At 26.9% G+C, this 13,969-nt stretch carries 7 protein-coding genes and 2 tRNA genes; 3 read left to right on the forward strand and 6 right to left on the reverse strand.

All coding sequences use genetic code 4. From position 1 onward, the window contains the following. Positions 1 to 669: 669 nt before the first annotated feature. The 3 genes from AC0B4T_RS03740 to rplM all read right to left on the reverse strand — a co-directional run bounded on the left by AC0B4T_RS03740 (position 670) and on the right by rplM (position 1,636). A tRNA-Ile gene (locus tag AC0B4T_RS03740) sits at positions 670 to 746 on the reverse strand. 57 nt (positions 747 to 803) lie between these two features. Further along, the gene (gene rpsI / locus AC0B4T_RS03745; RefSeq protein WP_465101189.1) at positions 804 to 1,199 is read right to left on the reverse strand and encodes a 30S ribosomal protein S9; all 396 of its coding nucleotides are present in this window, start codon (positions 1,197 to 1,199) and stop codon (positions 804 to 806) included. 2 nt (positions 1,200 to 1,201) lie between these two features. Then, positions 1,202 to 1,636: a 50S ribosomal protein L13 gene (gene rplM, locus AC0B4T_RS03750; RefSeq protein WP_465103186.1), complete on the reverse strand. Its 435-nt coding sequence runs from the start codon at positions 1,634 to 1,636 to the stop codon at positions 1,202 to 1,204. Positions 1,637 to 1,865: 229 nt separating this feature from the next. Here rplM and AC0B4T_RS03755 point away from each other — a divergent pair. Then, positions 1,866 to 1,941, forward strand: a tRNA-Thr gene (locus AC0B4T_RS03755). Between the two features lie 70 nt (positions 1,942 to 2,011). Here AC0B4T_RS03755 and AC0B4T_RS03760 read toward each other — a convergent pair. From AC0B4T_RS03760 to AC0B4T_RS03770, 3 genes are all read right to left on the reverse strand, one after another. Then, on the reverse strand, positions 2,012 to 2,323 hold the full coding sequence (locus AC0B4T_RS03760) for a thioredoxin family protein (protein WP_465103187.1): 312 nt from the start codon (positions 2,321 to 2,323) through the stop codon (positions 2,012 to 2,014). A 282-nt stretch (positions 2,324 to 2,605) separates the two neighbouring features. Beyond that, on the reverse strand, positions 2,606 to 3,790 hold the full coding sequence (locus tag AC0B4T_RS03765; RefSeq protein WP_465103188.1) for an IS30 family transposase: 1,185 nt from the start codon (positions 3,788 to 3,790) through the stop codon (positions 2,606 to 2,608). Between the two features lie 240 nt (positions 3,791 to 4,030). Continuing rightward, positions 4,031 to 5,407 carry a M17 family metallopeptidase gene (locus tag AC0B4T_RS03770; protein WP_465103189.1) on the reverse strand — a complete coding sequence of 459 codons (1,377 nt, stop codon included), beginning with the start codon at positions 5,405 to 5,407 and terminating at the stop codon, positions 4,031 to 4,033. Positions 5,408 to 5,474: 67 nt separating this feature from the next. On the opposite strand from AC0B4T_RS03770, the gene AC0B4T_RS03775 reads away from it, so the two are divergent. Together AC0B4T_RS03775 and AC0B4T_RS03780 are read left to right on the forward strand one after the other, a co-directional pair. Next, positions 5,475 to 8,894: a DUF1410 domain-containing protein gene (locus AC0B4T_RS03775; RefSeq protein WP_465103190.1), complete on the forward strand. Its 3,420-nt coding sequence runs from the start codon at positions 5,475 to 5,477 to the stop codon at positions 8,892 to 8,894. Between the two features lie 75 nt (positions 8,895 to 8,969). Beyond that, on the forward strand, positions 8,970 to 13,814 hold the full coding sequence (locus AC0B4T_RS03780; RefSeq protein ID WP_465103191.1) for an MGA_1079 family surface serine endopeptidase: 4,845 nt from the start codon (positions 8,970 to 8,972) through the stop codon (positions 13,812 to 13,814). The last annotated feature ends 155 nt before the right edge of the window (positions 13,815 to 13,969 follow it).

Below are 13,969 nucleotides of genomic sequence, written 5' to 3' on the forward strand. Positions count from 1 at the left end.
TGTAAACAAATTGCTATTTTATAAATTTTTAGTATTATACTTGGTCTAATAGTATTTTAATTAATATGGGAATATTTTGAATTAGTGATATCACCATTGCATATAGTATAAACTTCTATAAAGGTTGCAAAAATGAAAATACTAAATTAATTTTAAGGTCTTGGCTTTAATAATTATCTTTGTTCAAGACATCTTTATATTATTTGTATTTTCATTATAATAAACTTTAAATTTAGAGTTATGAATCTTTTTAAAAGCAATAATATTTTAACTTATATTACGAAAATAAATAAAATAAGCACATAAATAATAGTTAAAGCATAATTCTATTGTTAGATTCATAACTATCTTTTTTTGTAAATTTTTAAAACTTACATATAAATTATATTAAAAAAAAAAAAACTTGTATCTTTCTTTGATATGTCAAGCTCTGAAAGCATATAAATACAGTATTTAAAGTGGTTTTATTTCTCTAACTTTTAAACCTCATAAGTACTAAAAAGCATGCATTTAATCCTAAAACTTTATAAATTTCTTGTTTTTTATTTTGTGTAAAAATATAATCCACAAATATTTTCTTAAAAAAATAAAAAATAATATAAATGAAAAAAAAAAAAAAAAAAAAAAAAAAACGAGTTTTGCAAACTCGTTTTGGGTCAAATTATGAAATGGTGCGAACGAATGGACTTGAACCATCGACCTCACGATTATCAGTCGTGTGCTCTAACCAGCTGAGCTACGCTCGCATTAGTAAGACTATTATACCATATTTTTGAATAATAGTCAAATATTTATTATTAAAATTAACGTTTTGAAAATTGTCTTGCACGACGGGCTGCTCGTAAACCAGGTTTTTTACGTTCTTTAGCACGAGCATCTCTAGTAAGCATACCAGCAGCTTTTAAAACTGGGCGGTAATCAGCACTAGCTTCTAACAAAGCACGAGCAATACCTAATCTAATAGCACCAGCTTGCCCGCTTAAACCACCGCCTTTTACTTTAACTGAAACATCGAATTGACCTGTTGTTTCTGTTAGTACAAATGGTTGATTGGCATCTTTTAAGTAAATATCTGAAGTTAAGTATTCACGAGCGTCTCTAGAGTTAACAATGAATTTTCCTGCACCCTTTGTTAACTTAACACGGGCTACTGAAGATTTTCTTCTACCTAAGGCTTTAAATTCTAAATTTGCTGACATAATTATTTAACCTCTAATCTTTCTGGTTGTTGTGCTTCATGCTTGTGATCTGGTCCTGGATAAATAAATAAATTACGACGCTGTTTGTTCCCAAGTTTAGTGTGTGGTATCATACCATACACAGCTTTTTCAATTAAAGCAGCAGGTCTTTTTACTCTTAATTTTGCAGCCACAATGCTTTTAAGTCCACCAGGATAGCCTGAGTGTGAGTAGTAAACTTTATTTTCTTCTTTTTTACCAGTTAAAACTACTTTTGCGGCATTTATTATGATAACATTATCACCCATATCTGCATTTGGAGTAAAAGTTGGTTTGTGTTTTCCTCTAAGTACTGAAGCAACAAAAGCTGATAGACGTCCTACAACTTGTCCTTCTGCATCAATTACATACCATTTTTTATCTGCTTTTTGTGAATTAACTATTGTTGTTTGTCTCATTCTTCCTCCACGTTAATTTGTAAACTTATAATATTATAGTTGTATGATTTTTTTAAATTTGCCTAGTTATTATATCATAAACATTAAAATATTAAAATTTTTATTTTGTTAAATTATTTATAAGTTTATATATAAAAATCAAATCAAATATTTAATTATTATAATATATAAATACAAAAATTAAAAAAATATTTGCATTTTAATTTTATTTGTTATAATTAATTCATATGCCGTCATAGCTCAGCAGGTAGAGCACATCCATGGTAAGGATGGGGTCGCTGGTTCAAGTCCAGTTGTCGGCACCACTATTTTTTTAAAAAATTTTTAAAAAATACAAAAACCAAGTTTTAGTCTTGGTTTTTGTATTTTTTAAGATTAAGATTTTAAAAAGTTGTCTAATTCAGCACTTAGTTGTGCAACATTACGGTATCCTAAAAGGCTACCTACTTTGGTTCCATTTGAATACAATTCTGTATATGGAATTGATGCAACATTGTGAGCGATTGCCATTTCTTTGTTTTCTTCAATATTAACTCTAACAACACCAATATTGAATTTTTTTGAAAATTCTTCTAGGGTGTTTTTAAACATTTTGCAAGGACCACATCATAAAGCGTGGAAAACAAGTAGTTTTTTTCCGTCTTTAATTAATTCTTGGGCTTGTTGGCTATTTACTTCGTGTAACATTTTTCTCCTTTGTGACATTTTTAGTAAATTTATTACTATTAATTATATACTAAAAATAAAAAAGGAGCAATTAATTATTAAAAATAAATATAAATGTTTTTTGGAAAAGTCACACGCGAGATATTAACAAAATAATTGTCTTTTAATTTTAACATAATTTTTATATAAAAAAATGTATGCGAAAACAGAAAACACGGCAGTGTTTTCTCGTCGGTTTTGCTTACTTTTGCCAAAAGTAAGGCCCCTTTGATTGCAATCAAAGGCGGGGGATTAAAAAAGTTTTTAGGTTATCTTATATTGCCGGACAACTTGCCGATAGTTATTTATTTTTTCCATCATATAATCAATTTCTTGCTGAGAGTATTTATCTAAGCTTTTTCCTTTGGGAATGTAATACCTAATTAAGCGGTGCATATTTTCTATTGAGCCTTTTTGTCATGAACTATATAGTTGGCATTTAAATAATCTTTCAGTTGGAATGACCTGGTGCAATAAGACATTCTCACTACCATTATCAACTGTTAAAGTTTTAATGTCTAAGTTATGTTTCTTGATTAGTTTTAGAAGAGTTTGTTTGATAGCTTTGGAATTGCGTTTTGAGAGCATAGCATAAGACATTCTGGTTTGCCGTTCAATTATGGTCACAATACAATATGTATCATTGATTTTACAAATAACGGTGTCTAATTCAAAATGACCATGTTCTGAGCGATTATTGATATAAGCTGGACGTTTCGAAATTTCTGTTGCATATTTTAATGTTTTAGGTTTGGTTTGTTTCTTCTTCCTTATGCCATATTTGCCTTCAGATTTTTTAACAATGTGGCTAAAATCAAGGAAATAAGGGTATTTTTTAATTATTTTATAAATTGTACTAGGTGAAGGAGCAAATTCATCAGGTGATAATTCTTTAAAAGAATTCACAAGATAGGTAACTGATTTCTTAACTTCTTTTTGCACTAAGTTCTTTTTATTTCTATTTTTATTGTATGTATTAAGCTCACTATGCCAATATTTTCTGTAGGCCTTTCATTTCTCTTTAATTGCATCACTTACAAAAAAGAGTCGTGAAAATGAATAGTCTAATAAATGTTCGTATAGTTTAGTAAAGTTAAGGGTTTTAACACGCATGACTCTTTTTGAACACTTAGGACAAGCATAGCGATTTTGTTTATCTAAACTAAGTGGTCTGCGATTTGTAATAATTTGGATTTTGCTTTTTATACTTCGAATGTCTCTATCAAAAATTTTGGCTACTTCTTGGATTGAGAAGCCTTCAGAAAGTTCTTGTAAAATATTATAAAGTTGTTCTAGATCAATTTGATCTGATCGTAATTTTCGTTGCGTCCCAAGAGCTCCTTGCATTTTCAAGATAGTATTGTAATTCTCTTCAATTTTAAAATGTTGATATTTATTTTCTTTTCGATATTTGTCAAAAACACAAATATATTTTTCTAAATTTTTCATATAATTTTAAGGTCTCCTTATAATTTTTAAAATTTTATTAATGCAATTATTTTATTACAAGGCAGACAAAAAACAATGTCACATGCAAAAAACTTGCATGTGACATTTCCAATTAATAAAATAAATATAAAAAACCTTTTTTAGTAAAGAGGTTTGATCTTAATTAATTCTTAAATATAATATAATAAATTAATATGAAAATATTCAGAACAATTTGCTCTGAATATTTTAAATACAAAATTATTTTTTGTTTAATGCAAGTTGGGTTAATGTTTTAACCATAACACCAGTAGGACGTCCGCCTTGTTCGGCAGTACCAGCAACATCTAAGTGAATATATTCAACACCTTCTGTAAATTCTTTTAAGAACATAGCTGCTGAAGAGCTTCCACCACCTGCTCCACTTAAATCAGTATTTTTAAGATCTGCAACAGGGGTATTTTTAATTTCCTTAACAAAGGCTTCATCAAGAGGCATTCTTCAAACTAGTTCTTTTTGTGTATCAGCCGCTTCTTTTAGTTCATTTCATGCTTTATCACTAGTTGCTCAAACTCCGGTATATGTGCTTCCAAGCGCAACCAAAATAGCACCAGTTAAAGTAGCCACATCCACAATTTGAGTAGCTTTTAAATTTCTAACAGCATAAGTAATACCATCAGCCATTACTAAACGACCTTCAGCATCAGTATTATTAATTTCAACTGTTTTGCCATTCATACTTGTTCAAACTGTATCTGGTAATGATGCATCCCCGTTAACTCTGTTGTCTGTAATACACATAACTGCTGCAACATTTGTTTTTGGTTTTAGTTGAGCAATTGCCTTCATTGCACTAGCAACAAATACAGAACCTGACATATCAAATTTCATACCAATCATTGAACGACCAGGTTTTAATGAATACCCACCAGAGTCAAATGTAATACCCTTTCCTACATAAACTGTTTTGTCGGTTGAATCAGGATTTCCATTATACTCAATAACTACAACACGTGGCTCATACATACTTCCTTTGTTAACTGAAAGTAATAATCCCATTTTTAAATCTTCAATTTGTTGTTTATTTAAAACTCTGATGCTTAAATTATCATATTGTTTAAGATCTTCATAAACAACTTCGGCTAATTTTTCAGAATTTAAAATATTTGGTGGTGTGATTTGTAAATTACGTGCAAAATTTACAGATTCAGATAAAATAACTGCTTTATTTAATGCTTCTTTATATAAAGATTTATCTTCTTTTGAATAAAAACTCATTGGGAATACTTCTGGTTTTTTTCCTGTTTTAGCATTATAAATATCAGCATGCACATAGTTATATGCTTGAACAAATGCTGAAACTACTTCTGACAAGGTAACATTTCCTTTAACAAATGAATCTAGGCAAATTTGGTAGGCTCTTGCTTGGGCTGTAAAAAATCCTTTTGCAAAACTTTGAACTGAATTATAGGTGTAATCTTTTAATTCTCCTAAATATGCAAAAGATTCATTATTTGAAAAGTAGTCAGTAACTACATTTGCTTTTTTAATTAAATTTTCAGGTAATTCATTATCTTTAAAAATAGCTTTTAATAATAAATCACCATTTTTTGTATTATCAATTTTCTTAATAAACATAATTCCTTTCTAACATAATTTATACTCATTATATTTTACATTAATCCTAATCTGTTAAAATATAAATATGAAAAAAAATAAGTTTATTATATTACCAATTTTATTAAGTTCAATTGTGTCAGGTAGTTTAGGTTTTATTGCTTGTACACAAGCACCAAACCCCCAACCTGAACCTACTCCTAAACCTGACTATCAATTGACTTCATTTAACAATACAAATAAAACCCAAACATCTTTAGAATTTTCAATTCAAATTGCTAATCTAAGCCAAACTGATCAACTAAAAATTACACTTAATAATAATGACTATGATTTTTTAGTTTCCAATTTAACTAAATTATCAGGGGAAAATCAATTCCAAATCACAATTAATAATTTAAGCACTGATACAGAATATAATGTTAAAGAAATAAAAGTTAATAACAATAAAGTTTTGGTTATAAACCAAAACTTTAGAACACTTAAAGCAGAAAATAGCAATATTATAAAAACCCCAGAAAATCCAATTCCTCCAATAATTACAGATCCTAATAAAGATAAAGATAATTCAAAACCTCAAGATCCAAGTGATTCAGATAAGAAGAATGATGATAAAGTAAATCAACCACAAGATCCTAAAGATACTGATGGTAATACAAAAACAAATGATCCAAAAGAATCTTCATCACTATCAACAATAATTGATAGAATAACTAAAACATCTGCATCTGTAATAGTTACTTTTGATCAAGTTCAACCAACTAGTATATATAAATTAGTAGTTACCGATTCAAGCAATCAAGAAAAACAATATTCATCTTTAAGTATTGATGGTAACTTAATTACTTTTAAACTTGATAATTTAACACCAGGTTTAAATTATCAAGTTAAAAAAATGACAGTAAATTTACCAACAGCTTCTGAATATAATATTAACCAAAGTTTTAAAACAAAAAATGAAGAATCATTTGAAGTTAAAAATATTGAACTAAAAGAAGTATTAGATTCAGAGGCGAAAATACGGGTTAATTTTACAACAAGCATTTTAGAAGATCAAAATAATCAAAACTATGATTTGACATTTATTAATTTATATGGTGATATTGAAAAAACAAATCTATCTTCCACAAATAAACTAATTACTGATGAATCAGGAAATTACATTGAATTTTTATTATCTAATTTACAATTTAGTTCATTTTATCAACTAAAAAACTTATATATTAATAATAAAAATTATGAACTAAATAATTCACAAAAAGCAGGAGATAAATGAAAAAATGAAAGTGCTTTAACCTTTGAAACATCACCATATAGCAAACCAATTACTTATGAATCAATTGGTCTAACTTTTACTAGTGAACAAACAGCAAGCGGAACTTCTGATAAGGCATATCTTTCTTTAGAAGGCCTTAATAATCAATTTGAAATAAATGAAGAATATGTTGTTCAATTTTCATTTAAAGATAAAGAATCACAAAAAGAATTTAGTGCTAATTTAAATATTAGTAAACAAAAATATCATGATTTTAAAAATTTTGAATTTACATTATTTGAAGTTTCCGATTGGAATGATTTAGAAGGCTTTACATTCTTGCCCAAAAATAAAAATGTTGAACTTATTGGTATTGGAATAGACACAAAAAAATATTATGAAGAAAATACAGATGATGCTAACTCAAAACTTAGAATTCAAATTAAACCCGCAAATGGTAAGACATATGAATTTAGTACTAATTCAAGTTATGATAATTACGATCAAAGCGAACTTACATATGATAAAAATACAAAATTATTAAAAGTAACCTCAAATATTACTATGGTTCAAAGTAGCAACCAACCTACTAATGTCCAATTTGTTTTATCATCTGATTACGGTGCATCGTGAACCTTACCAGCAACTAAAGAAAATGATAAATGAAGTGCTAAAATAGATAATTTAGATTTTAACGGTAAAATTTTCTTATCAAAAGTTAAAGCTGATAATAAAGACATTAGGCCAAAAAGTTCAACTGACGCTAACAAAGAAGTTACTAATAATCAAGATATAACTCAACAAAACCTTGCTATTTCTTCGATTTCAACAACAAATAATAATAAATCAACAGTAACAATTAACTTCTCACAAAATTTACCAAAACATTATCTAAGTAATGTTAAACCAATCTTTGTGTATTATGAAGAAGGCAATGAAAATAATGTATTTGAAGCACATATACAAAATGCTTCAAATAACCAAAATTCATTGAGCTTTGAAACTTATTTAAAACCAAACGTTAATTACAAGGTTAAATATTTATTTTATAATAATCAATATTTAAAAACTGAAACAACATTTAAACGTGAAAAATATACTTCAACAAGTCAGTTAGATATTCAAAATCAATGAACTAATATAAAAACAACCCTTGAATTAAATCAAAAATGATGAGCATCAGCAGCTAAGAGAAAAATTATTGATAAAGCTACATTATTGTCATTAGTGAAAGATATTAATATTAATTATGATGATGAAGTTGATTTTATCATTGAAACTAGTTATAATTCATATGATGATGCTAAAGGAAACTTACAACTTAAAATTAAGATAAGTTATAAAGATTATCAAAGTGATTTTAAAACATTTACAGTAAGCAACTTATTTACAAAAAACGATTTTAACCCTAATAATTCTACAATTGATTTAAATAACTTAATCTGAATTTCTGAACAAGGTTTATCAAAATCAACTGGTGATTTTGATAAAAAATTTGGTGCCGAATACGATGATAAAAACGATTTATCATATTCATTTGGTAATAAAACTAAGTGAATTGACCTGCAAGATCCTAAATTAAATCAATTTGTTGTAATAAGTGAAAGATTTAAAAACTATGATGATAGTAAATTCATGCTTTACTTTACAAAATTTACAGATGTTAAAGATGTTTATAAACCTCACAAAACTTCGCCTTATGCAATGTATGGAATGTTAAACTATCGTATTAATGCTTGATTTGATAGTTATAATAAGAATAATAAAAATGCAAAGCCAGAAATTAAATATGCATTATTTACAGAGCCAGCATTAATTACCGGATATAATAACTATAGTCAAAAAGAAGTTACTGATTATCTTACATACCTTGAAACCCATTTAATTAAATACTCAAAAACCAATTGAGATGAATTTAATAAAACATATGGCTTTAATGATTCTTCTAAAGGATTATCACCAGAGGACCTAAAAGAGAAAATTACATCAGGAGGATGAAACCAACTTTTAAAATATACAAACCTAGAAAGATTACTAACAAGGTTGACATATTTTGTTAAAAATGCATATAATCCAGTTATTACCAATGAATTACATGCATTTAATATTATTAATGTTGAAACCGTTAAACTAGGTGATAATAGTTATTTAAGAATTAACTTTAATATTAAGGCAATATTATCAAATAGCAAAAACTTCGACAATGTTTTAAATACTAAAGCATTAACACTTGATTTTTTAATTAAAAAATAAACTAAGCCTTGCTTATCTAGCAAGGTTTTTCTTTATTTATTGTAAAATAATTACAATAAATAAATGTGAGGTTTTATGCATAAAAAGAAACAGCTAGTTTTAATGATCCCTTTAGTAACATTGCTACCAGTTACAGTAATGAGTTGTAATAGCGGCCAAAGACTTGAAAAAGAAGATAAAGAAAAAGATCCTAATTATCAAAAGATAATTAGTTTTTTCAATAATCAAAATAGAAAACAGTTAAATATATTACAAAATAATATTACACAAACAAAAGAACCTATTTCAGCTAATAAAGCTGATATTCTAATAAATTTTGCAACTGAGTATCTCAATATCTGAGATACTAAAATTGAAAGCCTTTATTCAGATATTGATCTTAACAATGAAAACTTTAATTCAATTAAAACAAAACTCCAAAAATATGACAAGATTATTAATACAACCTCATTAAACTTAAATAATTTAACTCATGAATTACTAGAAGAAATTAAACAAACTCATTCTGATATTCAAGCATACAATGAATTAGTGATTGAGAAAAACAAAGAATTAGATAAGTTCGTAAACGAAGCGAAGAAACTTAATCTTAGTAATAAAGTTGTTAAAGACTTTTTAAATTCTGCAATTTATAAATTATTTAATTTAAATAAAGAAATTAAGAATCCTTTGGAGTTGATTAAACAAATTGATAATAATATTACAAAACTAAATAAGTTATTTACATTTGCATTTAGTTTAAATAACGAACCTTTAATTACACAATTAAATAAAGCAAAAATATTTCTTGAGGAAAACCTGTCAATAAATAATCTATCTTCCTATAATAAAGGATTGGAAAATAACTTTACTTCATTAACTAATTACATTATTGAAAATAATCTAATAGCACATGATGTAAAGAATGCTAAAGATGAGTTATTTAAAACTGTTGAATCTTCAAATATTTCAACTCTGGATAAACAATCCTTAATATATAAGATTCAAAATATTTATAACTTAGAGGGTATTTATCAATTCCAGGCAAAACTAAATCACCTTGAAACAAACCAAGTTGTTGAACTAAGAAATTCTTTAATTCAAGCAATAGAAGAAACGCAGTTAACAAAAAACAATAAAGATAATTTAAAAGATTTACTTAATACTTATAGTTTTAAATCATTAAATACCTTTAACAAAGAATTTACTAAATTCCTCCAAATATTTGCACAAGTTAATAATAAACTAACGAGCATTGAAACATATATTAAAAATGAATACCAAGGTTCACAAAAACTAGTTTTAAATTATTACAAAGAAAAAGCAAAATATAATAAATTATTTACAGGTGGCTTATTAGATAAAATCTCGCTAGTTTCAATGCAATCAAATATCGAATCTTTTGAAACTTTATTGCAAACTTATCAAACTCTTGATACTAATCTAAAACAAAACAAGGAGCAAGATTCCAAAACACTACTAGACCACTTCAAAGATGATGCAGGTGAAAAACTAAAATTTGAATATGATGAATTAGGTAAAAAATATGACCTCGAAAAATATTCATATTCAGCATCATATACTTTTGAAAATACAAAGTTATTCTTTGATGTGCATGATAATGAATATATTAATTATCAAATTACAAACCTAGAATTAGACCCAAGGAATTGAAATACTTTAAATGTAGAAGTTAAAGTAATATTGAAACCTAATCCAGGCATAAACTACACTTATAATTTCTCCAAAACATTCGCTAGAGATGTTACTCAATACATTGACAAAATTAACCTTTGACACATTGATGTGAATTTTAATGTAAATTATGAGACTTTAAAAGAATTGAAAGAAAGTGATTTTTTAAGCTTAAGTTTTGAAGATAAACTTTCATACTTTAAACCTAAATCAAGAAGAATTTCAAAATTTTTTGCCTATCAATTTCTTGATGATTTTGAATATAAAAATGGACAATTATATGTAACATTAAGAGTTTTATTTAATAACCAAATAATAAGAGAAATAAAAAGGCCAACACTGCATAAAGTAGAATTTTGAAATAATCAAGGATCATACCAAAATTATCTTGATGAAATACATAAAGCAAAAATCTTTGAAATTCTTGAAGGAACTTCAACTACATTTTTCAATTCATTGCAATTTAAACCTGATACCAAAACCACTCATGAAATCTACCTTGCATCTGATGCAATTAAAGCATTCAATGATTCATATATTTTGCCTAAATTTGGTAAATATGAATTGTTTATTAAAGATGTTATTAATATTGATGATTGAAATGGAACAGCACAATTAATTCTCTGATACAAAAAAGATGGAGTTGAAGTGCCAATTGAAAATAATCAAGATATTTATAAAAACCCTATTAAAATTAACAATTTCAAATTACTTAACTTCTTTGACTTAAAGCCTAAAGGTAAAATCTTTACTGCAGAAGACTTTAAAGATGCAATAATGCCAGATCAAAATATTATTAATTTAATTAACTCAGTTAATGAATCAAACTTTACTCCAAGGCTTACTTCATCAGCTAAAGTAGAACCTGATTTTAGACTTATCAATGTTCAAGATTTAATTGACCAAAAAGCATTTATTAATATAGAATATTTAATGTTAATAAATAACACAGGCACAGATAATAAAGGTGTAAATCATGATGATAAAGCATATGTTCCATTAGATAACAAATATTATGATAAAGATATAGAGGTTAATGCAACAAATATAAGCACATTACGATGAGATTATTTCCCAGTTTGATATGATGTAAAAAGTGTTGGTAAGCGTGGTATGTCATTTAAACTTGGATGAATTAAGAAAACTGATCAATCAATTAGATACACTAACGAGCAAGAATATACCTTAATTAATTTAGTTAACGATTACCAACAACACCACTACCCAGAAATCATGGTTAACAATATTAAATTAAGTGATTTAGATATTAACTATGAAACCTTAAAAACTAAAACAGCAGATGAATGAGCAAGAGATTTAAATGGCCTTGAACAAGTAATCAAATTGAAAGTTAATGAAAATAATGAAATTCAATACAAAAACTTCTCTTTACCAGCTTCAATATTTAAAATAAATTCTATAAAACGTATTGCCTTTGATGAAGCATACATTAGTTTTAAAGTGCAAGATAAAAGCAATAAATGAATTCAAGGTAATACGTGATACAAAATAAAAGGATTCGCTTTAAGTCAAACAAATAATTTATATGAAAGTTTTACATGAAGAAATTCAAATTTAAGAACAATTCAAGATTCTCTAAATTCAATTACTCGTGATCGTGTAATTGAACCAATGTGAGATGATTTATTATGAAATATCAATACTCGTACTAATATTGCATCATGAACTTTTAAACGTAAATATCTTGAACAAACATTATTAAAGCCAAATGCTAAAAATAGAAATATTAAATTTAATATACATGCTAATTCATTAATTAATGATAACCAAAAAACTCAACGCATTAGAAATAACGATAATACTATAGCTTTAAATATAGATTTAGATAATTTAATTGCTTCTAAAACTCTTAAATATATTAAAGAAGCTAAAACGAATACAGACAAAACTTTTAAATATATATTAAGTCTAACCTGAAATCAAACAACTGGTATTGAATTCAAAATCTATATGGAAGATAATTCATATAAAATAATTATTGATGAACCTGAATCTCAAATTGGTTTTCAGGAAACTTTTGAAAAACACCGGGCATTTTTAATATTACCTGCTGCTGTAAGTGCAACAATACAATATACAAATGATGAAGAGTTAGAAGATTTTAAAGTTAACCAAAACCGCTTTGATTATAATCATATGGAATATAATCAATTCAACCAACCTATTACAATTTTCTCAGATTGAGAATATTTAGCTAACCGTAATGTATATCAACCAAACCAAAATGTATCCTTCAAATTACATGAAGGATACAAAATGGATGCCGAACACATGCGCCTTGAAGAATGAAGGAACTGAGATGTTGTGGAAAATGCATATTTAAGAACAATAGTAGATACAGGGGGGGGTAATTTAGGTACTGGCGGCTTTTTATCCAAAACAAATAATGATCCAAACAATGCTACATTTTACTATTTGACAAACATGCATATCGCAAAACAAGAAGCAAGTAATTGAAATGATGTTATTGATGACTCATTCCTGCATAAACATGCAGGAAACACATATTACCTTCCTTTTCAATTAATTGGGAGTGACTTAGAAAGACAAAAACATTATTCTATAACTCACAAATATCCAAATGTTAGTGTTAAACCTTTATGACTTTCCTCGAATCAAGTATCTAAAGATGGTAGTAAAGAAGGAAATAATGATATGCTTATCTCAGTAATGGATTTAAATGAAAAAATGAGTGAAGCACTAAGTAATGGGCATATGGACCTAGCTTTAAGAACAAATAAACTTATAAGTCAATCTAATATTGGTCTAGATGTTCCTTCTAAATTTAGAATTCCTTCAGTTCCAATGATTTGGGAGGCTACAACACTAGGTTTTCCTACTAAGAAAACTGCTGGTTCTATTATTCGAAGACCATTATGAATTGATGATAACCGCTATGCTACAGGATGGCGTAACTACTATTCACATATCTTTACAGGTGGAGGTGCATCAGGAAGTCCTGTATGAATTATAAATAATGGAAAACTTAACTATTTTGGTATTCATACAGCAGGTACTGGCGGATATATGGGAGACGGTCAATTTGCAGTATTTTATAGTTATGACACTCGTGAATATAATCTTTTTGGTGTTAATTATCAAAATAAGAATCCTCTTTCTTTGCAAAACTATAGATCCTTATCATCCCAAATTCTCAAAGCTCATTTATATGATCCTGGTAATTATGATCTACCTTGATTTTTAAAACAAGTAAACCAAAATTAAGTTTTAAATACAATAATCAGAAACAAATTTTCAAATATGATATAATTATTATGTGCAAAATTAACAAACCATAGTTCTTTGAAAATAGATACTCAAAACATTCAAATATTATGGTGGTTATTTTTGCACTTTTTATATATTTATACAAAAATACA

This window comes from Mycoplasma sp. 10961 (assembly GCF_055523525.1).